General features: G+C 43.6%; 24 protein-coding genes. 15 read left to right on the top strand and 9 right to left on the bottom strand.

Going from position 1 to position 26,329, the window contains the following annotated elements; genetic code table 11:
• Positions 1–26 precede the first annotated feature (26 nt).
• Both IGJ12_RS16165 and IGJ12_RS16170 read left to right on the top strand, forming a co-directional pair.
• Positions 27–1,688 carry a malolactic enzyme gene (locus tag IGJ12_RS16165; protein WP_278251807.1) on the top strand — a complete coding sequence of 554 codons (1,662 nt, stop codon included), beginning with the start codon at positions 27–29 and terminating at the stop codon, positions 1,686–1,688.
• 13 nt (positions 1,689–1,701) lie between these two features.
• Complete coding sequence (locus tag IGJ12_RS16170) at positions 1,702–2,982, top strand: 2-hydroxycarboxylate transporter family protein (RefSeq protein WP_086298859.1); 1,281 nt, start codon at positions 1,702–1,704, stop codon at positions 2,980–2,982.
• A 180-nt stretch (positions 2,983–3,162) separates the two neighbouring features.
• Here the strand turns inward: IGJ12_RS16170 and IGJ12_RS16175 are convergent, their stop codons facing one another.
• The gene (locus IGJ12_RS16175; RefSeq protein WP_176257016.1) at positions 3,163–4,545 is read right to left on the bottom strand and encodes a lytic polysaccharide monooxygenase; all 1,383 of its coding nucleotides are present in this window, start codon (positions 4,543–4,545) and stop codon (positions 3,163–3,165) included.
• 277 nt (positions 4,546–4,822) lie between these two features.
• Entirely contained in the window at positions 4,823–6,346 is a 1,524-nt protein-coding gene (locus tag IGJ12_RS16180; RefSeq protein WP_015510577.1) for a flavocytochrome c, read from the bottom strand.
• Between the two features lie 481 nt (positions 6,347–6,827).
• Here IGJ12_RS16180 and IGJ12_RS16185 point away from each other — a divergent pair, with 481 nt between their 5' ends.
• Complete coding sequence (locus IGJ12_RS16185; protein ID WP_008381850.1) at positions 6,828–7,247, top strand: phosphate-starvation-inducible PsiE family protein; 420 nt, start codon at positions 6,828–6,830, stop codon at positions 7,245–7,247.
• A 15-nt stretch (positions 7,248–7,262) separates the two neighbouring features.
• On the opposite strand, the gene IGJ12_RS16190 is transcribed toward IGJ12_RS16185, so the two are convergent.
• Entirely contained in the window at positions 7,263–9,068 is a 1,806-nt protein-coding gene (locus IGJ12_RS16190; protein ID WP_086332775.1) for a sensor histidine kinase, read from the bottom strand.
• Between the two features lie 53 nt (positions 9,069–9,121).
• Between IGJ12_RS16190 and IGJ12_RS16195 the strand changes: the two genes are divergently transcribed.
• Positions 9,122–9,838, top strand: coding sequence for a response regulator transcription factor (locus IGJ12_RS16195; RefSeq protein ID WP_008381846.1), 717 nt, complete (start codon positions 9,122–9,124; stop codon positions 9,836–9,838).
• On the opposite strand, the gene citG is transcribed toward IGJ12_RS16195, so the two are convergent.
• The 3 genes from citG to IGJ12_RS16210 form a co-directional block, all read right to left on the bottom strand.
• Complete coding sequence (citG, locus tag IGJ12_RS16200; RefSeq protein WP_430619197.1) at positions 9,815–10,678, bottom strand: triphosphoribosyl-dephospho-CoA synthase CitG; 864 nt, start codon at positions 10,676–10,678, stop codon at positions 9,815–9,817. The genes IGJ12_RS16195 and citG overlap by 24 nt on opposite strands.
• Positions 10,671–11,366, bottom strand: coding sequence for a GntR family transcriptional regulator (locus IGJ12_RS16205; protein ID WP_005233081.1), 696 nt, complete (start codon positions 11,364–11,366; stop codon positions 10,671–10,673). Before IGJ12_RS16205 ends, citG begins: the two co-directional genes overlap by 8 nt.
• 116 nt (positions 11,367–11,482) lie before the next feature.
• Positions 11,483–12,829: a CitMHS family transporter gene (locus tag IGJ12_RS16210; RefSeq protein ID WP_034872423.1), complete on the bottom strand. Its 1,347-nt coding sequence runs from the start codon at positions 12,827–12,829 to the stop codon at positions 11,483–11,485.
• Between the two features lie 431 nt (positions 12,830–13,260).
• Between IGJ12_RS16210 and IGJ12_RS16215 the strand changes: the two genes are divergently transcribed.
• The 11 genes from IGJ12_RS16215 to IGJ12_RS16265 all read left to right on the top strand — a co-directional run bounded on the left by IGJ12_RS16215 (position 13,261) and on the right by IGJ12_RS16265 (position 21,796).
• On the top strand, positions 13,261–13,608 hold the full coding sequence (locus IGJ12_RS16215; protein WP_223347142.1) for a hypothetical protein: 348 nt from the start codon (positions 13,261–13,263) through the stop codon (positions 13,606–13,608).
• 9 nt (positions 13,609–13,617) lie between these two features.
• Complete coding sequence (locus IGJ12_RS16220) at positions 13,618–14,031, top strand: acetyl-CoA carboxylase biotin carboxyl carrier protein subunit (protein WP_005233074.1); 414 nt, start codon at positions 13,618–13,620, stop codon at positions 14,029–14,031.
• 23 nt (positions 14,032–14,054) lie between these two features.
• A complete protein-coding gene (locus IGJ12_RS16225; protein ID WP_005233072.1) occupies positions 14,055–15,170 on the top strand; it encodes a sodium ion-translocating decarboxylase subunit beta in 1,116 nt (371 codons plus the stop codon).
• Between the two features lie 24 nt (positions 15,171–15,194).
• Positions 15,195–15,320 (top strand): OadG-related small transporter subunit, encoded by a 126-nt coding sequence (locus tag IGJ12_RS16230; protein ID WP_008381833.1) that lies wholly within the window; start codon positions 15,195–15,197, stop codon positions 15,318–15,320.
• A 12-nt stretch (positions 15,321–15,332) separates the two neighbouring features.
• Positions 15,333–16,328 (top strand): [citrate (pro-3S)-lyase] ligase, encoded by a 996-nt coding sequence (gene citC, locus IGJ12_RS16235; protein WP_016613724.1) that lies wholly within the window; start codon positions 15,333–15,335, stop codon positions 16,326–16,328.
• Positions 16,329–16,340: 12 nt separating this feature from the next.
• On the top strand, positions 16,341–16,649 hold the full coding sequence (citD, locus tag IGJ12_RS16240) for a citrate lyase acyl carrier protein (RefSeq protein ID WP_005230465.1): 309 nt from the start codon (positions 16,341–16,343) through the stop codon (positions 16,647–16,649).
• Entirely contained in the window at positions 16,637–17,524 is an 888-nt protein-coding gene (citE, locus tag IGJ12_RS16245; protein WP_005233062.1) for a citrate (pro-3S)-lyase subunit beta, read from the top strand. Before citD ends, citE begins: the two co-directional genes overlap by 13 nt.
• Positions 17,525–17,526: 2 nt before the next feature.
• On the top strand, positions 17,527–19,059 hold the full coding sequence (gene citF / locus IGJ12_RS16250; RefSeq protein WP_016613723.1) for a citrate lyase subunit alpha: 1,533 nt from the start codon (positions 17,527–17,529) through the stop codon (positions 19,057–19,059).
• Positions 19,052–19,594 carry a citrate lyase holo-[acyl-carrier protein] synthase gene (gene citX / locus IGJ12_RS16255; protein WP_223347143.1) on the top strand — a complete coding sequence of 181 codons (543 nt, stop codon included), beginning with the start codon at positions 19,052–19,054 and terminating at the stop codon, positions 19,592–19,594. The genes citF and citX overlap by 8 nt, the downstream gene beginning before the upstream one ends.
• Complete coding sequence (locus IGJ12_RS16260) at positions 19,591–20,982, top strand: oxaloacetate decarboxylase subunit alpha (RefSeq protein WP_086298863.1); 1,392 nt, start codon at positions 19,591–19,593, stop codon at positions 20,980–20,982. Before citX ends, IGJ12_RS16260 begins: the two co-directional genes overlap by 4 nt.
• A gap of 274 nt (positions 20,983–21,256) precedes the next feature.
• Complete coding sequence (locus tag IGJ12_RS16265; protein ID WP_086316677.1) at positions 21,257–21,796, top strand: DUF1697 domain-containing protein; 540 nt, start codon at positions 21,257–21,259, stop codon at positions 21,794–21,796.
• Positions 21,797–22,118: 322 nt separating this feature from the next.
• On the opposite strand, the gene IGJ12_RS16270 is transcribed toward IGJ12_RS16265, so the two are convergent.
• The 3 genes from IGJ12_RS16270 to IGJ12_RS16280 are packed head-to-tail and all read right to left on the bottom strand — an operon-like array spanning position 22,119 to position 26,267.
• Positions 22,119–22,970, bottom strand: a complete 852-nt coding sequence (locus IGJ12_RS16270; protein ID WP_077454172.1) for a PRD domain-containing protein — start codon at positions 22,968–22,970, stop codon at positions 22,119–22,121.
• Positions 22,971–22,981: 11 nt separating this feature from the next.
• On the bottom strand, positions 22,982–24,436 hold the full coding sequence (locus IGJ12_RS16275) for a glycoside hydrolase family 1 protein (RefSeq protein WP_086332778.1): 1,455 nt from the start codon (positions 24,434–24,436) through the stop codon (positions 22,982–22,984).
• A complete protein-coding gene (locus IGJ12_RS16280) occupies positions 24,423–26,267 on the bottom strand; it encodes a beta-glucoside-specific PTS transporter subunit IIABC (protein ID WP_086332779.1) in 1,845 nt (614 codons plus the stop codon). Before IGJ12_RS16280 ends, IGJ12_RS16275 begins: the two co-directional genes overlap by 14 nt.
• Positions 26,268–26,329 lie beyond the last annotated feature (62 nt).

Raw genomic sequence — 26,329 nt, forward strand, 5'->3', positions numbered from 1 at the left:
TCCGAGGATTAAAGTAGCTAATGGAAATGAACGAGTACTCAAAATATATCCATTGGAGGAACATAATGAAAGCACATGACATCTTAAATAACCCATTTTTGAACAAAGGAACCGCGTTTACACAAGAAGAACGAAAAGAACTAGGGCTGATCGGTTTATTGCCCCCACACGTGCAAACGATCGAAGAACAAGCAGAACAAGCTTATTTGCAATATGTCACCAAAGAATCAGACATTGAAAAACGTCACTTTTTAATGGAAATCTTTAATACCAATCGGACATTGTTCTACTATTTGTTCAATCAACATATCGTTGAATTCAATCCGATCGTCTATGATCCAACGATTGCTGATACCATTGAAAATTACAGCCGCCTATTTGTGGATCCTCAATATGCAGCATACTTAGATATCAATCATCCAGAGAACATCGAAGAAACGTTGAAAAATGCCGCTGGCGATCGGGACATTCGCTTGATCGTAGCCACAGATGCTGAAGGGATTCTTGGGATTGGTGACTGGGGTGTCCAAGGTGTCGATATTTCTGTCGGTAAATTGATGATTTATACAGCAGCTGCTGGGATCGACCCTGCTTCTGTTTTACCAATCGTGATCGATGCCGGTACCAACCGTAAAGAATTGTTAGAGGATCATTTGTATCTAGGCAATCGTCAAGAACGTGTCTACGGTGATGCCTACTACCAATTCATCGATCAATTTGTTCAAACGGCAGAATCATTGTTCCCTAAACTTTACTTGCATTGGGAAGACTTTGGCCGTTCAAATGCTGCAACGATTCTGGACAAATACAAACAAACAATTCCAACTTTTAACGATGACATCCAAGGAACGGGAATCGTTGTACTTGGCGGTATCTTCGGTGCACTGGATATTACAGGTGAAAAATTAACGGATCAAGTCTACTTATGTTATGGCGGTGGTTCCGCTGGTGCCGGGATTGCCAGCCGTGTCCATGCCGAAATGGTCAGCGAAGGACTTTCAGAAGAAGAAGCCTACAATCATTTCTTTATGGTTGACAAACAAGGGCTTTTGTTCGATGATATGTCCGATTTGACTCCTGCACAAAAACCATTTGCCAAAAAACGGGCTGACTTTGCCAATGCTGGCGATATGTCGCAATTGATCAATGTCATTAAAGTCGCAAAACCAACGATTTTGGTCGGTACTTCAACCAATGCGGGTGCCTTTACCAAAGAAGTTGTGGAAGCGATGTGTGAAAACACTGCTCGTCCAGTGATTTTCCCTATCTCGAATCCAACCAAAAAATTAGAAGCAACGGCTGAACAAGTAATCGAATGGTCTGATGGAAAAGCCTTTGTGGCAACCGGTGTCCCTTCAGGAACGATCCAATACAAAGGGGTCGACTACCAAATTGGTCAAGCAAACAACGCCTTGATCTATCCTGGTCTAGGGTTAGGTATGTTGGCTTCAGAAGCCTCTCTCTTGACCGACGAAATGATTGGTGCCGCTGCTCACTCATTAAGTGGTTTGGTTGATTTGAGCCAACCCGGTGCACCTGTTCTCCCACCATTTGAATACGTTGCGGACGTTTCTATCAAAGTGGCTGAAGCAGTTGCCAATAAAGCCAAAGAACAAGGACTAGCCCAAGCGCAAGAAACCGATATGGCAAAAGCTGTCCAAAATCTTAAATGGTATCCAACATACTAGGAAGGTCTGAAAAATGAATAAATTAAAAACGATGACGATTTCGGGAATTAGTCTTCCCTTGTATCTCTTTTTCATGGTTGTCATATTCAGTGCGATTGCCTTAGACAAGTTGCCATTAAATATGGTTGGGATCACCATTTTACTGGTTGCCTTAGGACACCTGCTGTATTTCATTGGGGAAAAACTCCCGATCATGAATTCTTATCTTGGCGGTGGGTCAGTTTTTACCCTGCTTGGTGCCACCCTTTTGGCCTCCTTCCATCTCGTTCCCACGAAAGTCATTGACGCGGTCAGTGACTTCATGGGGGGCGGTTTTGGTTTTCTTGATTTCTATATTGCCGCTTTGATTTGCGGCTCGATTTTAGGTATGAACCGCAATTTGTTGGTGAAGGCTTCTACGAAATTCATTCCTGTTGCTTTGATCACCATGGTAGTAGGCTTTTTCTCCGTCGGCCTTGTCGGTATGCTGCTAGGCAATGGCTTTGCTGATTCGGTGATGTATGTGTCTCTACCAATGATGTCTGGCGGGATGGGGGCGGGAATCACCCCACTTTCACAAATTTATGCTGATGGCTTGGCAAACGGCAATCAAGCCGCCATCTTTTCTCAATTAGCGCCAGCAGTTACTTTCGGGAATATTCTTGCCATTATTGGTGCTTTATTTATCGCAAAGGCCTTTGCTAAAACCAAATACAATGGCCATGGCACCCTGATCAATGCCACGAAAGAAGAATTAGAAAAACCAAAAATAACGCTTGATGTCCAACAAATCGGGGTCGGGATGCTGTTTTCCTTTTCACTGTTGGTCGTTGGTGCGATTTTAAGCGACTTTTTCCCTAAAATTCACGAGTATGCCTTTATGATCGTGATTGTCTTTATTCTGAAAGCCTTGAATATTGTCCCTAAGAAACTCGAAGATTCTGTGGTGATGTTCAACAATGTTGTAATGACGAATTTGACCCACGCGGTTTTGGCGGGGATTGGTTTGGCATTGATCGATCTGTCAACACTGGCCTCTGCCTTTACATGGCAATTTGTCGTGCTTTGCCTAACCAGTGTCGTATCTATGGGGGCTGCCAGCTGGTTCTTCGGGATGGTATTGGGGATGTATCCCGTTGAAACCGCAATTGGCGCCGGTATGATCAACAACTCGATGGGGGGAACAGGTAATATCGCTGTATTGTCTGCCTCTGATAGAATGGAAATGATTGCTTTTGCCCAAATGGCCAACCGTTTATGCGGTGCGATCGTGCTGATTCTAGGTGGAATCTTGATCCGTTTCTTCTATTCTTGATCTAAAACAAAAAACAGGTGCTGCTACGCATGATGCATAGCAGCACCTGTTTTTGCATTCCTCAAACGAATTCGTCCAATTGGTTGCACGAATCGAACAAAGATTCAGCCATTCACTCATAAAAGAGCCAAAAAGAGCAGTGCCTCCGCACTGCTCTTGCTTTCCTGATTCATTCAAGGGTTACAGCTTCTTAAACAAGGTTGGTGCTTGATCAGGAGACCAAGTGGTGTCCCCGTAATTTGAGTGGGTGTTAATCACGACATAATTGCTGCCTTTATGGCTCACGATTTCACCACTTGTATACACTTCTGGTGCAGAGAATGTACCTAGTTTCCACACACGGTATTCTGACTCCCCGCCTCCAGGTGTTTCCGTTTCTTCTTTGGCATTGGTTTTCACGCTCAGCTGGTTACTGAAAGCGGATTGTTCGCCCGTTTTGCTGATTGCTTTGATTTGGTAATTGTAGGTTGTATCCGCTGCTAGATTCGTGTCTTCATAGGTTGTTCCTGTGGCCGTAGCAATTTTGACGCCATTGCGGTAAACGTCATATCCAGCGATCCCATTTGTATGAGTCGATGCTTGCCACATTAAGGACACGCTGCTGTCTGTCACGCTCATTTGGTGCAGGTTGCCTGGTGTCGAAGGGGTTTCGACTTGATTGTCTGCTGAGGTAGTCACTTTCACTGCAGCACTTTTTTCTGAAACTAACGCAGTAAAGCCGACTGCTTCTACTTGATAGCTATAGGTTGTGTTGGCTTTTAATTGTGTGTCGGTAAAAGTTGGCTCAGTAGTCGTTGCCACTAAGGCACCATCGCGATACACGTTGTATTCTTTCGCATCGGTTTGACCGTTCCATGCTAAAGCCACCGTGCTGCTAGTCACTCGTTCTGAGCGGACATTTGCCGGTGCTGCTGGTTTTTCGGGAATGACCGTTGAGCCGGAAACGTTGACGTCGATCACGTTATAAAAGGCATTTGGCGTATCGGCAACATCCCAGACCGCTAAAATGACATGGTAACCGAGACGATTTTCTGGAATGGTAATGGTATGGCTTGGGCTATTGCTGGCAGCCGAACCATCGTGATTCACAGTAGCGATCAATTCCAAGCTATCTCTTGAAAGTGGCGCGTTTTGATCCCAACCTGGTTTCGTGATATAGTAATGCCATTTTGTGGTCTTGTGAGGCGCTGTATAGTGCCAATTGACCCGCAATGGTCCTTGATTGATGTCTTGTTTGGTCCAACGATTGGTTCCTTGTTCATCAAGAACAAAGTCCCCGATTTGTCCGAGTCCACCATCTGCCGAAGCGATACGACCATCTACTGGTCCTGCTTCTGGAAAGCCCTTTTTGGTTTCCAATGATTGTGGGTTTGAAATGACATTGCCATATTTTTCAAACGCAGCGCTCCACCCTAACGTATTGCGATCCAAAGACCCTTGATAGCCCCGACTGACCGGTGATTCCACATAACCATGAGCAAATACTTGTTTCCCCGTGAAGAACAAGGTCCCTCCAAGTAAGATTGCCACCCCGACCGACCATTTTACCAATGCGTTTTTCATACTCTGCCTCCTAAAATTTTTTATCATCGAATAAACCAATCCTATCCGTTTATTCCTTGATTCCGATTCATTGAAAAGCAAACCCTACATTTATAAATAGTTTATTTATATATGTATGATAAACGACTTAATCATTATAAGATTATAATGACTAGTTTTCCGTCCTTTCAGTGAGAAATACAAAAAAACTTGAAACGATTCTCCTCCTAATCACTTAAGAGGATTCGTTCCAAGTTTCTTTCTTTATAGACGATCTTTTTTAGGAAAAAACAGCCGCCTATTTCCCATTTTCTTTCACATAGTCAGAGGATTGCGCGCCTGCTTGGCGACCAAAGACCATAATGTCGGCTACAGCATTGCCGCCGATTCGATTTTGTCCGTGGATACCGCCGGTCACTTCACCTGCTGCATACAAGCCAGTGATTGGTGTGCCATCTTCTTTCAACACTTGGGTCTTCGTATTGATCTTGACGCCGCCCATTGTATGGTGGATCCCAGGTGCAATTTGAATCGCATAGAATGGTCCTTCCGTCAAATCATAGTCCATCGCCGTTTCACGACCGAAATCTTTGTCGGCTTTGTCTGCCACTGCTTGGTTCCATGTATCTAAAGTTTTCTTCAAGGTTGCTGGATCGACATCAATTTTTTCAGCTAACGCTTCGATGGTGTCAGCTTCTACCACTACACCTTGTTCTTTGTAGTAATCGACTTGTTTGGCTCTACCTGCTAACGCATTGTCAAAAATCAAGTAGGCATAGCTTTCTGGCAGATCTGTGATGGCAGCTGAAACATTGTCGCGGGTTTCTAATTCATTGTAGAAACGTTCTCCTTGTTGGTTCACCAAGATGGCGCCTTCTCCACGAACGGTTTCACTGATCAACATCCCTGTATCTTGAACCACTGTTGGATGGACTTGGATTTGATCCATATCAACCGTTGCGCCGCCTAATTCTTCGATCATCTTGATACCATCGCCTGTACTTCCTTCAGAAGTCGTGCTGACATAGCCTTTCAGATCTGGACGGTATTTTTCGATCAGTTCTTTGTTGGAGCCAAAACCACCAGTAGTAACAACAACTGCATCACCAGCGATTTCTTTTTCTTCGCCATTGATTTTCACGTTGACGCCAGTGACTTTGCCGTCTGTTTCATTGATTTTTGTCACATCAGCATTTACAAATAAAGGAATTTCTTGCTCATGAATGTTTCTCAACAGGCCATCCACCAAATACGTACCGACTGCTGAACCGTCATGAGGACGATGGATCCGTTTTACACTGGCACCACCGCTATAGCTGATATTGTCTAAAGTGATCCCCATTGAATCCAACCAATCAATCGCTGAAGCAGAGTTGTCTACTAAATAATGCAGCAGATCTTGATCGTTGGTTCCTTTACCACCTTTTAGTGTATCTTCAAAAAATAGTTCATTGGAATCTTCAATGCCTTGGGCTTCTTGGAACTTGGTTTCTGATGCGTTCATTCCGCCAGAAGATTTCAAGGTATTTCCGCCTGCGATCGGCATTTTTTCTAAAATGACTGGATTCATTCCAGCATCTTTAGCCGACAAGGCTGCTGCCATCCCTGCACCGCCAGCACCAACGATGACGATATCATATTGATCTTTTAACTCTGCTGGATCGGTATACTCTTGTTGGGAAGCACCTGAAGTGACTTCACTTTCTGAAGAAGAGCTTGCCGCACTGCTGCTGGCTTTTGTTCCGCCATCGGCACCACATGCACTAAGCAACAATAATGAGGCTGCCCCAATCACCCATTTTGACCATCCACTTTTTTTCATTTGTTTCCCTCCGTTTTTCTTTTTGCCCTTTTCTCCTCACTGATCCCCGTCATATATGATGAGAAAAGAAGCCTTTTTCTTGCGAACCCCGCTTAACTTGTTACTTTATTAACAATGGTAAACATCTTGCGATCGGACTATTTTTCCATTCGATAGCGATAAAAACATTGTTTAAGCAACATTTCAACAGAGTTCTATTTTATTTAACCATTGTAACAAAAAAAGAAACTAAGTGTCTCGTAATAATTTGTGTATATTTTAACTATTCATTCTCATTTTTTTCTAATTTTATCGGAAAAAGATACTATATTTTCCTCGCTAATTTCTGCTATTCAAAGCTGCCACAAAGGTCCCGCTCATAGAATGACCGTTAAGTTCGCGGTCAAAAAGATATTGCCGCGATTGTTCTTTCACTGTTCTTTTCCCTTTGTCCTGCGCCTTCTTTTGTATAATAAAAGAAAAAGCAGAAATGGAGTGGCAAATGGAAAAATTGACCCGGATGTTCGAGCGAGTGATCAGTATCTGTATTGATAGCATGTTAGCGATCTTAGTCGTTGTCGTCTTGATTTTTATGGGAAAAGCGATTTTTATGATCAGCACGACGCTCTTTCCTTTAAGTGAAGCGCCCCACCTGTCCTTTTTGATTGAAGAAATTGCCACGTTATTCATTTTGTTAGAAATCATTTTGATGTTGCTGCGGTATATGAAGGACGGACACCATATTCCCGTCCGTTACTTGATTTTGATCAGTATTACTGCGATTTTGCGCGAGCTATTGCTGACGCAAGGCATGGCGAACGATGCCCTATTTTTTGCTCTAGCGATTTTTGTCTTGGTACTGGTCTTGCTAGTCCTGCAAAAAATCAATGCCTTCCAGCATGCCCAAGAAAAAGACCACTGAAACCATCCCATTGGATCAGTTGGGTTCAGTGGCTTTTTCGGGATCAGTTAGAGGAATACCAATATAAAAGGTGGTTCCTTTAGGCGTACTTGTAACATCGATCAACCAGTCGTTTTTTTCCACGATCGAAGAGACAGTAAAGAGTCCTAGACCAGTACCGCCAGTGGCACTCTTGGTCGTGAAAAAGCGGGTAAAGATTTTTTCTTGGATTGCTTCTGGTATGCCGGGACCGTTGTCGACGATTTCGATCAAAGCAAACTCCTGTTGTGCGGAGAAAGCTTGCTTACGAAACGGAAAGGTGGCGCTCTCTGTCGAAGTGTGACTCAATCGAATGCTGCAATCGGCATTTGCTTGGTACACATTCATCAACAAATTGTAAATGATGACTTGCAGATCGATCTTCTCGTAGACGGCATATCCTACTTCTTGGATATCATACGTAAGGGAAAAGGCTTTTGGCAACAGTGCGCGCATAGTATCGATGGCTTCTGTCAAGGTAGTAGCAATCGACTGCACAGTTTTATCGGCACTTTCGAGTTTCGAAAAACGCAGCACATTGCTGGATAACTCTTTGCCTTTTTCCGCCGCTTTGCAGACTTCTTGCAAGTCCTCCACTAAGACTTCATCGTGTTGGTTTTCCTCGATCAGCAATTGCAGATGACCAATCATAGGCGTCAAAAAGTTGTTTAGGTCATGGACGATTGAGGTCGTTAGCAAGCCAATGGTTTCCAGTTTTGATTCTTGCAAAATGTTTTTTTCGATTTCGTGCTTTTCTTTTAACAGCCGTTGTCGTTCTTTCAATGCTTGGTTTTCGACATAGGCTTGATTGCGTTTCATGTAGTTTTTGATCAGTACGGTCAATAAAATCATAATGACAAACAACAAACCCAGCAGGCCGATCAAAATCAAGTTGTCTTGTAAGAAGAGACCGCTTTGCTCCAAAAAATCGGCATTGCTGGCGACGATCAGCCGACTGTCGCCGATGGTGATCCATTGATAAGCAGCCAATTTCAGCACTTTTTGCAGTGTTTCTTCGTTCCACCAATAAGAATAATAGACGGAGGTGCCTTCTTCATTGTCGATTTGTTCTTGCTCCAAGCGCTCAAGATCGGTGAAATCCAGCTCTGGAAATTCTTTTTTGCGGCTCTCAACGATGGAAAAACCAATTTGTTCGTCCGATGGGTGCATAACGATCCGCATATCGGCGTTTTTGACCATCGTATAGCCGGAAACATTGCGATCGGTGGTAAATTCATGATGATACATGCGCTGCAGATTCAAAGGCATCACAAGAACCGCTTCTTTGTCGTCAAGGGTTAGGGACTGATACACATTTAAATAGGCCTCTTTACCATCGAAATAGACTTGCCCATTTTGTACCTGCCGACCCGCCAATACTTTGTCTAAGGATGGATCTTTAAATAACAGTTCCTGCATCGTTGGATCTTGTGGTTTATTTATAGACGTTGCGGTATTTTGGGCGATGACCTGACCTTGTTGGTCGATCAAAAACAATCCGACCATGGCATTGTTCGCAGAATTGATCACTGGTAACGTTAAGGGGCGCTGCAAATCAGCCAAGGCGGCGCCTTCGAGGTGGTCATCGGCATAATTGGTAAGAGCCATGTGGTACGATTCGATACTGCGGCTGATCAGCTTGATCGCCGCTTGATTGACCGTTTCCAACTGCCGCAACCCGACGGTTTCAGCTTGTCTTTGTGCGCTTTTATAACTTGTAAAGGTAAAAATAAGTCCAATCAGTGTAATGAATAAGGTAGCGACCACACTTAAATACAGCCAAAACTTTGATGGCGGTTTCATTGTAAACCCCTTTCATATTTACTATAATACTATTGATACAGGAGGCGGATATTTTGCGAGATGAAAAAATTTTAATCGTTGATGATGACCCTGCCATTCGGCGGCTGATTTGGAAATCTTTACAGTCGACGGGTATTCTGATCTACCAGACCGATTCCGTTGAAAAAACGATTGCGATCAACTCTCGTGTCAGCTTTGATCTTTTTTTACTGGATATCAGTTTAGAGCATGAAAATGACGGCTATCATTTGGCACAACTGATTCGGGAAGAAAACCCCACGGTGCCGATCGTTTTTTTGAGCGGAAAAAGTGACGAAAAAGACATGATCAACGGCTATGAGATTGGCGCCGATCACTACATTACGAAGCCTTTTTCACCGGCACTCTTAAAAGCACAAATCGTTTCGATTCTTGATCGCCGCAACGTGCTGCGAGAAAAAGGGATCGCCAAACCGGAAGGCGATCTGTGCAGCGGCATGTTTCGTTTTGACCAAAAACGCTATCAGTTTTTCAAAAATGATCAGCCCATCAAGTTGTCTTCAAAAGAAATCATGCTGATGCGCTTTTTCATGGAAAATCCGGATCAAGTGTTCTCGAAAGAACAGATTTACAGCAATGTTTGGCAAGATGGCCAATTCGATGCCAATACCGTGATGGTTTTTATCAATCATCTGCGAAACAAAATTGAAGATGAGCCGAAGCAAGCCCGTTTTTTGAAAACCGTTTGGGGGATCGGCTATACCTTTTTACCAGAAGGAGACGCCTTCTAGCTGCAAGAAATAAAGGGCCAAGGCTAAAAGATCCGCCGACCCGCCAGGACTCAAATGGCGTGCGATCAATACTTGATCATAGGTCGTTAATTCACGAAGCAAGTCTGTATCCGACAGATTGGCTTGGTGAATTTTTTGCATTTCCTGCTGCACGGTCTTCATCGCCTCGTAGCCGCCTCGGTGGACGAGGTTGCTGTCTTCGGTTTCACTCATTAGATAGACCAACCCTCGCAACAAGGAAACGGAGGTTTTTTGTGGTTGCTGCCGTAAGTACTCCAGCAATTTTTTAACCGTTGGATAACCAGCTGCGGCTTCTCCACGAATCCCCATCGTGCCGTAGGTCAAATAATTTTTTTCTCCGTAAGACAACTGGTCTTTGTGGGTGATTTGCTGCAGGTCTTGCTTGACCAAATGCTGGCAGATGTTGGCGGCAAGCCGCAGGATCTGATTAGTATCTTCAGCCGTCAGCACAGCCTTGTCATGCTGTTGATAATAGACTCCTGTCGCCCCCAACAAAACTGCAAAGGAAAAGTTCGCCCCTTTGTGGGTATTGATGTCTTTGGTTGCCTGAAGCATCGCTTCTTCTGCTTCTTGACCGATCCCACGTAACTGGTCAAACAGCTGGATCAGGGCGCCTGTATGGGCAAAGCCAGCTTGGCTATAGCGCTGAAAAAAAGGCGCCAAACAAGTGATACTGTTGATAAAGGTAAACACATTCATGTCCTGATGCGCACCAGAGGAGCAAGGATCTACTAAACCAGGCTTGGGTGCTAACGCTACCTCATAATGCAGCGCATTGACTGCATAGCTGCTGGCGATAAAAAGACGGGAATCAGTCAATTTTTCTTCGCTCCATTTCAGCAAGAATAAATTGCAGGGAGTGATCCAAATGTTCATGGGTCAACAACGTGATCTGTTCCGTGTCATTGGTTCTCATGCCGCGATAAATCAGCCAATGTTCCGCCAATGCCGCATCCCTTCTTCTAGAAGAGCGAATCGCAATGTCACGAAAATACACGAGGTACGCTTGCAGATCCAGCACGATACTTTTTAACCGCAGCATCTGGCTTTTTTCGTAAATAAACGCATTGAAGTCAGAAAAGTTTTTCAAGACCCCATCCACATCATCCTCACGATTCAGCTGTTCGCCATGTTCTAACAAGCAGCGCATCTCCCGGAAATCTTCCTCACTCATCAAGGCCATTGCTTTGATAGTCGCCAATGTATCCAATGATTTGCGGATATCGTAAATCTCATAAGCATCTTTGATACTGATCCCTTTTACGACGATGCCGATTTTTGGTACGTGTTCCACCAGTTTTTCAGCCACCAGCTGAGTCATGGCGTAACGAATTGGGGTCCGGCTGATGTTTAACGTATCGGAAAATTCTTTCTCATTGATGCGAGAGCCTGCGGGAATGTCTCCTAAAATGATGGTTTTTTTGAACGCTTCATAGATCAAATCTTTTAATGGTTTATTTTTGGTCAGATCCAGATTTTTATTTACTGCATCAATAATTGGATTCATGATTTACTCCTATCATACTAAAAACAAATGAGATTTTTGGGAAAAAATAGATATATCGATAAACAAGGAAAACTACCGAGCAAAATGGCAGCCTGCTCGATAGTTTCTTTATGAAGTTACTGTGGAATATAAAACGGCATATGACCTAATAGTACGATCGTAACGACAAAGATCACGAAAATCCCCAGTGCGTATTTCGCCGCTTCTTTTTGCCATTGCCCCATATCTAAGCCAGTCAAGCGCAATAGCAAGTAGATGAAGGCAACCAATGGACTTAACAAGTGGAACGCTTGGCCCATTAAGGACGCCAAGGCCATCTGCATATTGGTGAAGCCATACGAACGACCCGCTTCTGCTAAGACCGGTAGAACCCCAAAGTAAAACCCATCATTGGAAATAAAGAAGGTCCCAGGTGCGGAAATCAGGGCGATAACTAACCCCCAGAAACCAGCCAATTGTTTAGGAATGATTTGCGTGAAACTATTCGCTAAGGCAGTAGCCATCCCAGAGCCTTGGAACAAGCCCATGAAGACGCCCGCTGCAAAAACTAAAATTACGACTTGCACAGCGTCGCCGCCGTTGGCACCGATCCGTGACGATTGATCTTTCAAAATTGGGTAGTTGACCATCAATGCGATACAAGTACCTACAAGGAATAACAAGATTGGTGGTAAAGCGATACTAGAAATAAAGGAGCTTGCTACTAACCAGCCAATCAAGACGATCGTTAAGATACCGTTGAAGACAAAGTTTTTCGGACGGCGGATCGCTAATGTATCAGGATCAGTCACAGTCGTCATTTCTAATATCTCATCGTTCGTCAGTTCCGTAACCCCTAAACGTTTCCGTTCTTGGATCCCCATTCTGCGAGCCACGAAGAAAATCACATATAACAGAGACAAAATCATTCCTGGCAACAAATAAGAAAGAATATCCGCATCAACTTCCAGCACGGCCATTGCTCGGGCAGTCGGTCCGCCCCATGGCAATAAGTTCATGATGGTGTTTTGCAAAATGATCAAGACACCAAGGTTCATCATTTTCATATTCAGCTTCTTATAGATGGGAATAAACGCAGAACAACAGATCAAGGTAGTGGTCGTTCCATCACCGTTCAAAGAGACCGCAGCAGCAACGACTGCCGTTGCCATCAAGACTTTCATCGGATCGCCTTTAGCAAAATAAATCATTTTTTTCGTGATTGGATCAAACAAACCGGCATCCAACATAATGGAAAAGTACAAAATCGCAAACAGCAACATGATTCCTGTGTTGGCTGTTGTCGAGATGCCCTCAAGGACAAAATCACCGATGTTGCCTTTTTCGGAAACACCAGCAACCATCGCAACGAGGGTAAATAGTAATGGGATAATTACTAAGGATGTAAAGGGTGACATTTTTTTCTTCATGATGACAAACATGAAGACAATAATCATGGCATAGGACAAAATTGTTAAGAACATTTTCTTCTTCCTTTCATGCATCGAAATGTGTAAGCGTTATCAAAAAACATTTTAAAAAAATTACAGGCCCGTAATTTGTTAGCGACAAGCGTCACTAGTTTGTGAATATTTTTCTTTTCTTAAAGGAAATAATGTTATTGAATGCTTTACACGTCTAAGAATAAACAATCAAGAAATAGAAAAAAAGACCCGTTTAAAAAAAGAACAGCAAAAAAACAATTTCTCTTTTCAAATCTTATTTTTCGTTTAAAAAGTTCTTAACAGAATATTAACGCAAGAAAAACCTTGATAAATCAACGTTTATATCGGTTTTTCACTCTTTTCTCAAAAAAGGAACACTGAAAAAACAATTTTCAGCCGAAATAAATCTCGCTGATTGAACGGGAGTTTCTATAATGAAAGGGAACGAATCATTGAGAAAGGAGAAACCCATGAATCTTATTAAAAGATTGTTCAAAAAAACGCATGATGAACCAGATGCGCCTGTCAGTCCTCCTCTGAAGCCAAGGGAAATGATAGCGGACCCACCCGCGTCTGATTGGCAAGAAGTGTCGGGCTATCAGCCGGCGCCTGCAGAAGATTATCCGTTAGTCAGTCTGATAGCCGCCGCACTAGGTGCCGAGTGTTCCCCTGAAAGTCAGTTTGTCATTCGAAGAATTGAGAAACGCAATCCTGAATTTAAGCGAGTCACCCTGATTGCCGCCAGTATCGCCGCCGGAGAGCTATCAGATTCTCAGTTCACAATCAAAAAAATAGCCAAAAAAAATGAAAACAAGTGAGGGAAAAACATGTTACGTAAATTTAAAATAGCGATCGATGGGCAAGAATACCTTGTCGAAATGGAAGAAATCGGTGCCCCGCAACCTACCGCTCCTGCCCCAGCAGTGCCAACACCGGCTCCAGCAGCGGCACCCGCTCAACCAGAACCAGTCAGCACACCAGAACCAGAAGTAGCACCACAGCCAGCGCCAGGTACGCTTCCTGCTGACGGCGAGCCGATTCATTCTCCAATGCCGGGAACGATTTTACGTCTCTTGGTCAATGTAGGTGATACTGTACAAGAAAACCAGTCGTTGATGATTTTAGAAGCCATGAAGATGGAAAATGAGATCGTGGCACCAAAAGCCGGAACCGTTGTTGCGATTGCAGTCAATGCGGGCGACATGGTCAACCCAGGAGAACTGCTGATTACGATCGGCTAATTTATTGAAAAGGAAGTGACGTAGTGGAAACGTTAATTGAAGGTGTAGTCGGGTTAGGATCGGAGCCGGGACGGATCGTTATGATGCTCATCGGTGGTCTATTGATGTATTTGGGGATCAAGAAAGAATATGAACCAACCTTGTTGGTTCCTATGGGATTGGGCACGTTGTTAGTGAACTTCCCGAACTCAGGTGTGTTAAGTGCTGGTGGAGAAGCTGGCCCGTTCCAAGTATTGTTTGATATGGGGATCTCAACTGAATTGTTCCCTTTGCTTTTGTTTATCGGGATTGGTGCGATGATCGACTTCGGTCCATTGCTGCAAAATCCATTTCTTTTATTGTTTGGTGCCGCTGCGCAATTCGGGATCTTCTTTACGATCATCGTTGCCGTGCTGCTTGGTTTTGATTTAAACGACGCAGCTTCCATCGGGATCATCGGTGCCGCTGACGGACCAACGTCGATTTTTGTCGCAAATACGCTGAACTCGAAATATATGGGTGCGATCATGGTAGCAGCTTACTCTTACATGGCGCTAGTACCGATCATTCAACCGGTAGCCATCAAAGCTGTGACGACCAAGCACGAACGAAAAATCCGCATGACGTATCGTGCCGGTGAAGTTTCGCAAACGGCAAAAATTTTGTTCCCGATCGTGATCTCGATCGTAGCAGGGTTGATTGCTCCTGTTTCATTGCCATTGGTCGGATTTTTGATGTTCGGAAATCTCTTGCGGGAATGTGGTGTCTTGGATCGTTTGTCCATCACCGCTCAAAACGAACTGGTGAATATCATCAGTATCCTCCTAGGTTTATCAATTTCTGTGAAAATGCAATATGAAGAATTTTTACAAGTCGATACATTGATGGTTATTGGTTTAGGGCTGGTTGCCTTCATTATGGACTCGGTCGGCGGCGTGTTGTTTGCGAAAGTGCTGAACTTGTTCCGTAAAGAAAAAATCAACCCAATGATCGGTGCAGCTGGTATCTCTGCGTTTCCAATGTCTAGTCGTGTCATCCAAAAAATGGCGACAGATGAAGATCCGCAAAACTTTATCTTGATGCATGCAGCCGGTGCCAACGTTTCAGGACAGATTGCTTCGGTCATCGCCGGTGGCTTACTGCTGGCACTGATTGCTTAGGTCACTAGAAAGGAGAGGAAAATTATGAGTCAAGATTTACTGACTTCATTTGAATTGTTGTTATTCGGTTGGGGCGGCGTCTTTGTCGTGATCCTGATCATCTACTTCGCATCCTTGCTTTTGTCGAAGCTCTTCCCAGTAAAAAAATAAAGAAGGCATTGTATGTATACCCTAAAAAGAATCTGGCTGCAAAAAGATCCGGAAGTCTTTTTGCAATGGCAAAAATTGATCACCCGTGCTGGCTTAGCCGTCGGTGAAGAAGTAGCCTATACCGTCGGCATTTTTGACCAGCAAACCTTGATTGCTACTGCTTCTTGCTATGCCAATATCATCAAGTATGTGGTGGTCTGTGAAAAAAAACGCTCCGAACAGCTGTTGACGCAATTGATTTCGCACCTTAGCGATCATATCAAAGACGAGGGCTATACCAAGTCCTTCGTCTATACAGCACCGAAAAATCGTCTGTTTTTTGAATCTCTCGGGTTTCGTGAAGTGCTGGCAGCACAAGACATCTTGTTCATGGAACAAGGCGTTCCTTCTTATGAAAGCTATGCCCAACAACTGCAACGGCAGCGAATCGGACAAAACAACGGCGCGATCGTAATGAACGCCAATCCTTTTACCAAGGGACATTTGTACTTAGTTGAAACAGCTGCGAGTCAAAAAGAGCAAGTTTATGTGTTCGTTTTGTCAGAAGACCGTTCACAGTTTTCTGCCAGTGAACGGCTGCAGATGGTGACGGAGGGCTTGGCTCACCTGTCAAATGTAACGGTGCTGCCGACCAACAACTATCTCGTCTCTTCAGCGGTCTTTCCCAGTTATTTCTTAAAAGAGCAAGCACCTGAGGCGATTGCCAAAAAACAAGCCGCCTTTGATGCAACCCTCTTCAAAGAAAAAATTGCCCCGCTGTTGGCGATCACCACGCGTTTTGTAGGCTCAGAGCCTTACTCACCCGTGACCCAACTCTACAATGAGGCAATGGCTGCCGTTTTTTCTCCCGAGCTTGAACTGATCGTGATTGACCGTCTGAAGATCAACCAATCAACCGTTTCGGCTACAAACGTTCGGAAAGCGATTGCAGAAAAAGATTTACCTTCCTTGCAGCAATTTTTGCCAGAAACAACGTTCTCATTTTTAATGCAGCATAACTATATTTAGAGGTGATAATAAGTGGAAATCAAAAAAAGTGCGGTTGCCGGCTCCGTTGAATCCAGTGATATCTTGATCGCGATCGAGCCCACCACAACCCAAACCATCGAGCTGACCCTCGATAGCAGTGTCGAAAAACAATTCGGCAAACAAATTCGCGCCGTCATCCTTGAGACGCTGAACCATCTAGGCGTGACACAGGCCAAAATCACCGCCACCGATAAAGGCGCATTGGACTGTACCATCAAAGCCCGAACTCTGACAGCCGTTCATCGGGCAGCCGAACAAGAACAGTATGCTTGGAAGGAGATCGACACATGGAACGTTTAAGAAGAACGATGATGTTTGTACCAGGAGCTAACGCTGCCATGCTACGGGATGCGCCATTGTATGGCGCCGATTCCGTTATGTTTGATTTAGAAGATGCGGTCTCCTTGAATGAAAAAGACTCTGCTCGGACACTGGTGCATTTTGCCTTAAAAACCTTTGACTATTCTGCCATCGAAACCGTCGTGCGCATCAACGGCCTCGACACGGTGGGTGCCCTTGATATCGAAGCGATGGTCCTAGCGGGGGTCAACGTCATTCGACTACCGAAAACCGAAACCGCCCAAGATATCATTGACGTTGCCGCTGTGATCACACAAGTAGAAGAAGAAAACGATCTGCCTGTAGGAACCACCAAAATGATGGCTGCCATCGAGTCGGCCGAAGGCGTTTTAAATGCCCGAGACATCGCTACAGCTTCCGATCGTTTGATCGGGATCGCTTTAGGGGCAGAAGATTATGTCACCAATATGAAAACCCGTCGCTACCCAGATGGGCAAGAGTTGTTGTTTGCCCGCAGTATGATTTTGCATGCAGCTAGAGCTGCGGGGATCGCCGCCATCGATACCGTCTTTTCTGATATCAATGACACAGATGGCTTTCTCGCTGAAACGACCCGCATCAAGCAGCTTGGTTTTGACGGAAAATCAGTGATCAATCCCCGGCAGATTCCCCTAGTTAATGGGATCTATGCGCCTTCAAAAGCCGAGATCCAACAGGCCAAAGAAGTGATCTGGGCCATTCGTGAAGCCGAAAGCAAAGGTTCTGGTGTGATCTCCTTGAATGGCAAAATGGTCGATAAACCAATCGTTGAGCGAGCGGAACGCGTGATTGCCCTTGCCAAAGCAGCGAAATTGATTACCGAGGAGGAAGTGTAATTATGGTGTTAAACAAAGCAGGAAAAGACATCCCTGAATGCTATGCCACCCAATACGGGGTCTTTGAAAATGAAACAGCCAATATCCATGCCTACAAAGAAGCGAGTCGCAAGATCGAGCCAGTCCTGCCGGGCAAAAGCAAGGTCTTGGGCAGTATTCGTGAAGCCATTGAAAAAACAGGGTTAACGGACGGCATGACGATCTCCTTCCACCATCATTTTCGCGAAGGGGATTTTATCATGAATCTCGTTTTAGACGAGATCGCAAAAATGGGCATCAAGAATCTTGCGATTGCCCCTAGTTCCATCGCCAATGTCCATGAACCATTGATCGGACATATCAAATCTGGGGTCGTGACCAATATCACCTCCAGCGGTCTGCGGGACAAAGTCGGTGCCGCAATCTCCGAAGGCATTATGGATGCTCCAGTCATTATCCGTTCTCATGGCGGTCGGGCTCGTGCCATTGCCGCCGGCGATATCCACATCGATGTCGCCTTCTTAGGGGCCCCTAGCTCAGATGCGTATGGCAATGCCAATGGCACCGTCGGAAAAGCAACCTGCGGCTCACTAGGCTATGCGATGGTCGATGCAAAATACGCCGACCAAGTCGTGATCATCACCGACACCCTGGTACCGTTTCCAAATACCCCAATCAGCATTCCCCAAACGGATGTCGATTATGTCGTGGAAGTCGACGCCATCGGTGATCCTGCAGGGATCGCAAAAGGTGCGACCCGTTTTACCAAAAATCCAAAGGAATTACTGATTGCTGAGTATGCAGCCAAGGTCATCACCAGCTCGCCTTACTACCAACAAGGCTTCTCCTTCCAAACCGGAACAGGCGGTGCCGCATTAGCCGTTTCTCGTTTTTTACGCGAAGCGATGATCAAAGATGAGATCAAAGCCAGCTTTGCCCTCGGCGGCATTACCAATGCCATGGTGGAACTGTTAGAAGAAGGATTAGTGGAAAAACTGATCGATGTCCAAGACTTTGATCATCCTTCCGCGCAATCGCTAGGGAAAAACGCCAATCATTACGAGATCGATGCCAATATGTATGCCTCACCGTTAAGCAAAGGGGCGTTTATCAATCAATTGGATACCGCCATTCTTTCCGCACTGGAAGTCGACACGGATTTCAACATCAATGTCATCACCGGTTCTGACGGTGTGATCCGCGGTGCCTCTGGCGGCCACTCAGATACTAGTATGGCGTGCAAAATGAGCTTAGTGATCGCTCCTCTTGTGCGGGGACGGATCCCAACGATCGTCGATACCGTCAACACGATCGTCACTCCGGGCGCCAGTATTGATGTTGTCGTTACGGAAATCGGGATCGCCATCAATCCTGCTCGCAAAGACTTGATCAGCCATTTTGAAGCATTGGATATTCCCCAATACACCATTGAAGAGCTAAAAGAAAAAGCCTACAGCATTGTCGGTCAACCCGAACCAATCAAGTACGGGGAAAAAACCGTCGCTTTGATCGAATACCGCGATGGCACGATCATTGATGTGGTCAAAAATGTCTGATGCCCTATTTTCAGGAACCCCTGTGACGCTAATCGACATGCTGCAGGCACGAGAAAATAGAAGCTCGCTTCAACGGGAGCTTCTCGCTGCGGATGAAAAAGCGGCATTGCTTGTTGCCACCATGAATATTCCCGGTCCCGTGAAAAATTCTGCCCCATTGACCGCCGTTTTTGAAGAACTCATTACGGAAATCGAAGAGGCCGTCAAGGAACTGATTCCACTGGCAAACCTCTACCGTAGTTTGGAAACTGGACCGGAATATTATCTCGTACTACCCACAGATCCTTATGAACTAAAACGAATGATGGTTCAGATTGAGACCCATCATCCTTATGGTCGATTGGTGGATCTGGATGTCTTAGCCAAAACCCAAGACCAGCTTTTACCTATCAGCCGCACCGAAATCGGACTGCCGACAAGAAGCTGCTACGTCTGTGAACAAGATGCCAAAGTTTGTGGCCGTTCTAGAACTCATAGCGTAGCAGATATGCAGCAGCAGATCCGTAAAATCATTCAGGAAAGAGTGAAAGAATGAAAAAAATCCAATTTACCGAAACCGTCTTGCGGGACGGCCAACAAAGTCTGATCGCTACACGAATGCCTACCAGCGATATGCTACCGATTTTAAAAACCATGGATCAAGCAGGCTATCATGCCCTTGAAATGTGGGGCGGCGCAACCTTCGATGCTTGTCTGCGTTTTTTAAATGAAGACCCATGGGAAAGATTGCGCGCAATCCGCAAAGAAGTGAAAAAGACCAAACTACAAATGCTCTTACGGGGACAAAATCTCTTAGGCTACAAAAACTATGCCGATGACGTCGTTGCTGACTTTGTTACCAAATCGGTTGAAAACGGCATCGACATTCTTCGTTTGTTTGATGCCTTAAATGATGTCCGCAATTTAGAAACCGCCATCCGCGCCACAAAAGCAGCCGGCGGACACTGTCAAACAGCAATCTCTTATACTACTAGCCAAATCCATACGGTGGATTACTTCGTCGACCTTGCCCATAAAATGGCAAACCTCGGCGCCGATTCCATCTGTATCAAAGATATGGCAGGCGTTTTGACACCGCAAACTGGCTACGAGCTGGTCAGCCGAATCAAAGATGCCGTCGATCTACCGCTAGAAGTCCATACCCATGCCACCAGCGGCATCGCTGAGATGACTTACTTAAAAGTTGCGGAAGCCGGTGCAGACATCATTGATACCGCCATCTCCTCCTTTGCTGGCGGCACCAGTCAGCCAGCAACCGAATCTGTGGCAATCGCCTTAGAAGATTGCGGCTTTGCTACGGGACTTGATTTGCAGAAAGTCGCTGAGATTGCTGAACATTTCAATCCCGTTCGTGATCGCTTCCGTGAAGAAGGACTGCTGAATCCAAAAGTCAAAGATATTGAACCTAAAACCTTGATCTATCAAGTACCTGGTGGCATGTTGTCAAACCTACTCAGCCAATTGACGGAACAAGGATTGCAAGACAAGTATGAAGAAGTCCTAGCAGAAGTACCAAAAGTCAGAGCAGACTTGGGCTATCCGCCACTAGTGACCCCATTGTCGCAAATGGTCGGTACCCAAGCCTTGATGAATGTGATTTCAGGAGAACGTTACAAACTTGTCCCAAGTGAGATCAAAGATTACGTCAAAGGACTTTACGGTCAATCGCCAGCACCCATCACCGACGAAATCAAAGAAACAATCATCGGAGATGCTGAAGTGATCACCGTCAGACCAGCTGATCTACTGGCACCACAACTGCCAGTCTTTCGGGAAGAAATCGCTGAGTATGCCAAAAGCGAAGAAGACGTGCTGATGTACGCCCTCTTCCCTCAGCAAGCCCAAGACTTTTTAGGCCGACGAGAAGATCCCTTTTATGATGTTCCCGTACAGACCGTGTCTGTGAAGATTGCGGTGGATTAGCAACGAAGCCAGAAACAGAGAAAACGACTTAAAGTGCCCCTCACAAATTCGCTTGCTTGAGCAGATTTGTGAGGGTTGTTATCATTTACAGGCTGTTTATTCGTTTTTACTAATTAGCAGCGCAAAAATACATGCGCCATAGCCACTCCACCAATAAGCTTGCATTCGTCGTTTCTCGCTCACGTATTTTGGGTAGCTGAGAAGCCAGGATTGTACTTCCGCTTCATCCATTCTATAATCAGCTAAAAGAAGGGGTTTAAAGGAGGGGTTATCCATGCAACGATATATCGCTTTATTAAGAGGCATCAATGTCGGTGGAAAGAACAAAATTTCTATGAAAGAATTGAAAGCCGGTTTTGAAGAATTGGGGTTTAGCAATGTGGTCACTTATTTGAATAGCGGCAATGTGATTTTTTCCAGTGAAGAGGATGATCCACAAGCCCTTGCCGAAACGATTAAAGCAATGGTCAAACGCGACTTTTCCTTTGATATCGCTATTTATATCATTCGCCAATCAGAGCTGCAGGAACGCTTGACCCATATGCCCGACTGGTCAGGAACGGAAGATAAAACCATCTATGACAACCTGATCTTTTTGATGCCTTCGCTGACCTACGAGGAGTTATCTGAAAAACTCGGGGCTCCGAATGCCGAGCTTGAACAGGTTTTCCCTTACAAAGACGTCGTCTTCTGGTCTTACCTCCGCAAAGACTATCAAAAAACCAATTGGTGGAAAAAAACAGCCAGCACCAGCGTCGGCAAACAGATTACGATTCGAACCATCAATACCGTACGGAAGATTGCGGAGCTGTGAGCGCTCTTTAGTCGAGCCTTGCGTAATATTAAAAACGAAAAATTGATAAGAATAAACAATTATATAGGACTTTTAGTTCTGAACTACTTAGTCTATATGGAAAAACTAAATATTCCTGCCGAACAAAAAAAGAAGATATCCTACTGGTGAGAGGAGTCGGCCAGAGTCAACCCACACCTAGTAAGAATATCTTAATAGACCATACTAGAGAAGTTACTAAGCGAATCAAATAAAGATGGGAGGTTCCACAAGTAACATTTATGAGAACTTAATGTATATGTGCATCCGTTATTGATAAACGCTTTGCATCTATAAAAAACGATTAATTTTCACTTAATTTTTTATTGCTCATGAGTCGATTAATATGAACCGTTAAATAGGCAACTTCCTCTTTCGTAACTTTACTTTCATTCAATATCTCGATATAGTCCTTTACAGTAAAAGAGACCGTTAGCGCCTTAGGGTAAAGCTGTGCAATTTGCTCGAAAAGTCCGGAATCATTCTCGGTGATCATTTTCCCTTCATAGTAACGCTCCGCAAAAAATTTCAAATGCGTAATAAATCTTTGATAGTGGACATCTTCCCGATCAAAATCCATTTTGAGCTCGTATTTTACAATGTCTGAAATCCCTCCAACTAGTTTGGCATACTCCATACCTTTACTTGTAGCAGAGGCGACATTTTGCGCATTTATGATATGAAATGCAATATTCGCTGCTTCTTCTTGGGGAAGTACTTGTCCTAATTCTTTTTTTAGAAGCCTGAGGGCATACTCCCCTACAGAGAATTCGATTGGATAATAATTTTTAATTTCCCAAAAAACGCGATTTAGAATATTTAAACCATTCCTATGTCGCTCAATAGAAAAATTAAGATGATCACTCAGTGTGAAAAAAAGGCTCGTATTCAGATTTGCATTCAGTAATTCTTCAGCATGTTTAATAATTTTTTGAGTAATATCGAAGTAAATAGCTGGAATTGAATCAAACAAACGCAAATATTCTTGTATCTGTCGGTTATCAACGGGTATAAAGACGCGATTGATATCTTCATCATCAACAGTTTGACCAATCTTTCGGCTGTAACCAATACCTTTACCGAAAAAAACATACTCTTTCTGATCCTTATCAGCAGCTAAGATAGTATTAGGATTAAGTATTTTTTTTATAATCATCCTTCATTCTCCTAATCTAATTTTTGGCCATTACTCTCAATCACTTGCTTGTACCAATAAAAAGAATCTTTCTTAAGCCGCTTTAGCGTCCCGTTCCCTAAATCATCCTGATCTACGTAGATGTATCCGTACCTCTTGCTCATTTGCGAAGTCGATACACTGATAAGGTCAATAGGTGCCCAACTCGTATACCCAAACAAATCGACGCCTGCTTCAACCGCATCCATTATTTCTTTGATATGTTGCTTCATATAATTAATCCGGTAATTATCGTGAATTTTCCCATCTGATGTAACTTCATCCTTGGCACCCATCCCGTTTTCTACAATGATTAATGGAATGTTGTAGCGGTCCTGAAGTTCTAATAAAGAAATTTTCAGTCCAACTGGATCTATCTGCCACCCCCACTCGGTAGAAGGCAAATATGGATTTTTAACACCCATGATCGTATTGCCAGAAGTCTGCTCCAAGGTTGGATCAGAGGATTCTGTCCGAGACATGTAATAGCTGAAGGCTAAATAATCTGCTGTATTTTCTTTTAACAGTTGATCGTCTTCTTTCCCTTTCTTGATTTCTATTCCTTTATTCTGTAACCGTTGCTTATATAAGGGGGGATATTCACCAAAAATCTGGATGTCAGCATGTGCATAATTGTCCAAATTACTTTGTAAGGAAAGTAAAACATCCTCTGGTTTACACGTATTTGGATAAGTAGTCAATTTGGTTAACATACAGCCCATCTTGCTTTCTGGAATCAGTTGGTGACACCGCTTAGTTGCGATAGCAGCTGCTACATATTGATGGTGGAGTGCTTGATATATCGCTTCTTCTAATGAATACTCTTTACACTTGTCTTCGACGATACCAGCAGTAGTAAAAGGATGACGACCAACACTATCAATTTCATTAAAAGTCAACCAATACTTCACATGCTTACCAAATGCCGTAAAGCAGACCTCTGCATAATTGACAAAAAGATCTATTAATTTGCGATCTACCCAGCCATTATACTTTTCAGATAAAGCAAGAGGCATTTCATAGTGAGAAAGTGTAACTATTGGTTCAATATCATGTTTTTTTAATTCTTTAAAGATGTTTTTATAGTACTCAATACCCGAACTATTTGGTTCAAGCTCTTCCCCATTTGGAAAGATACGTGTCCAAGCTATAGATATTCTCAAAGCTTTGAAGCCCATTTCAGCAAATAATTGAATATCTTCTTTGTATCTATGATAAAAATCGATCCCTCTACGTTTAGGGTACCATTGAATTTCCGAATCTTCTTTGGCTTGTTGAATCATTTCACTAGTAACAGTATTATGAGCTTTGTAATCTTTTACATCAACGTTCGGTTTATACGTTGCTACATCAGCTACAGACATCCCTTTATTATCTAAATTCCAAGCACCTTCCACCTGGTTTGCCGCAATAGCACCGCCCCACAAAAAATTTTTACGCAATGACATTCTCTCCTACTCCTTCTATGATAAATAGTTCTTCCTCTATATTGACTTGTTTGTTACTGGAAATTTTGAGTGTGACATTTTTGGGCGCTGTAATTATGATCATCGTTGTAAGATCAAATCCAGCTTTTTTTATCGCCTCATGGTCAAATCTAATCATTAAATCTCCTTTTCTTACCGTCTGACCTTCTTTCACATAGCTTTCGAAATACTTACCATCCAAATTCACGGTATCTAATCCTATATGAAAAAGAATCTCTGTACCATCACTTGTTTGCATACCTAGTGCATGTTTCGTGTTATAAACCATTTTAATAGTACCATCGATTGGTGCATAAAGTTCCCCTTTAGTGGGTATAATTGCTACGCCTTCTCCCAACATCTTATTTGAAAAGACATCGTCGTTGACTTGTGACAAAGGTAAAACAACTCCTTCGACCGGCGCATTGAACACTAGTTCAGTGGATTCAACTGTTTCCGAGTTTTTGTCACTAATCGGCTCTTTCCATAAAACTAAAACGGCTACAAATGAGGATATGAAAGACACTACTAGCCCAATGACTGCAAATAGCAAATTGTTTGGTAATGTCTCCGATATAAACATTGATAAACTTGCAATTCCTGGTCCTACAGCAACATATGCCTCGACTCCTAAAATCCCCAATGTTGCGCCACCAATCAAACTGCCGAACATAACACCATATAAGACGCGTTTATGCAAAATAGTTACACCATATAATGCAGGTTCAGTGATTCCAAATAAAGCAGAAATTCCTGCTGAAACAGCTGTTGCTTTTAATCCTCTATCTTTTGCCCGAATGGTGACTGCAAAACAAGCACCTGCTTCCGATATATTATGGGCCAATGAAGCCGCATTATAGATAATTTCTTTGCCCGTTTCACCTAACGAAGTAATCACATAGGGAATCATTGCTTTGTGCATTCCTGTTATTACCATGAAGGGCAAGAATGCAGCTAAAAGAGAGACTGCTATCCAGCCAAATCGAGCAAAAATATTCATGATAACACTTGCAAATGCTTGCCCGAAGGTAAAACCAATTGGCCCGAGTATTAATAAGGTGAGTGGTACCACTATCAATAAAGACATCATAGGAACAAAAAAACTTCTGATTACTTTAGGACTGATTCTAGTAAAGAATTTCTCTAGATATGAGTAACTAATGACACATAAAATCGCTGGAAATACTTGATATGCATAATTGATATTTTGAATAGGAATTCCAGCAAGTGCTGTCCCTTCTGTAATCAAAGTGCTTAGTCCTGGGATTAGCAATCCTCCTACTGCAGAAACTGCTACCAAGCTATTAACTTTTAATTTGTTCGCTGTCGTTATAGCGACTAACAACGGTAAAAAGTATAATGGTGCGTCACCAACAAAGGTTAAAATTTGATAGGTAGGCGTTGCTTTATCTAATAATCCAATCAAATTTAACAGCATTAGCAATGATTTTAAGATACCTCCCCCAGCAATTGCAGGAATTAACGGCTGAAAAATACTAATAACAAAATCTAAGATTACGGATTGCCAACTTCTAGTGTTCTTTACTCTATTGTTTTTGTCTTGTTCGACTCCTGAAAGCATTTTTTCAACTTCACGATATACCTCAACAACGGCACTCCCAATTATTACTTGTGTTTGTGCGGCTTGAGTAACCCCTAATACACCTGGTATTTTTTTTATTCCTTCACTATCTACTTTGCTATCATCAATCAATGTAAATCTCAACCGTGTGGAACAGTGTTCCAAATGAGAAACATTCGTTGCACCACCAACTTTTTCCAACACTTCTTTCGCGATTTTCTTTTCTTCCATTTTTTTCGCCTCCGTTTTTTAACAAAAAAACCGAACTGACCCATCCCTCTTTTAAGAGCTGA

This window comes from Enterococcus sp. DIV0802b, assembly GCF_050543535.1.
Classification (GTDB): domain Bacteria; phylum Bacillota; class Bacilli; order Lactobacillales; family Enterococcaceae; genus Enterococcus_D; species Enterococcus_D entomosocium.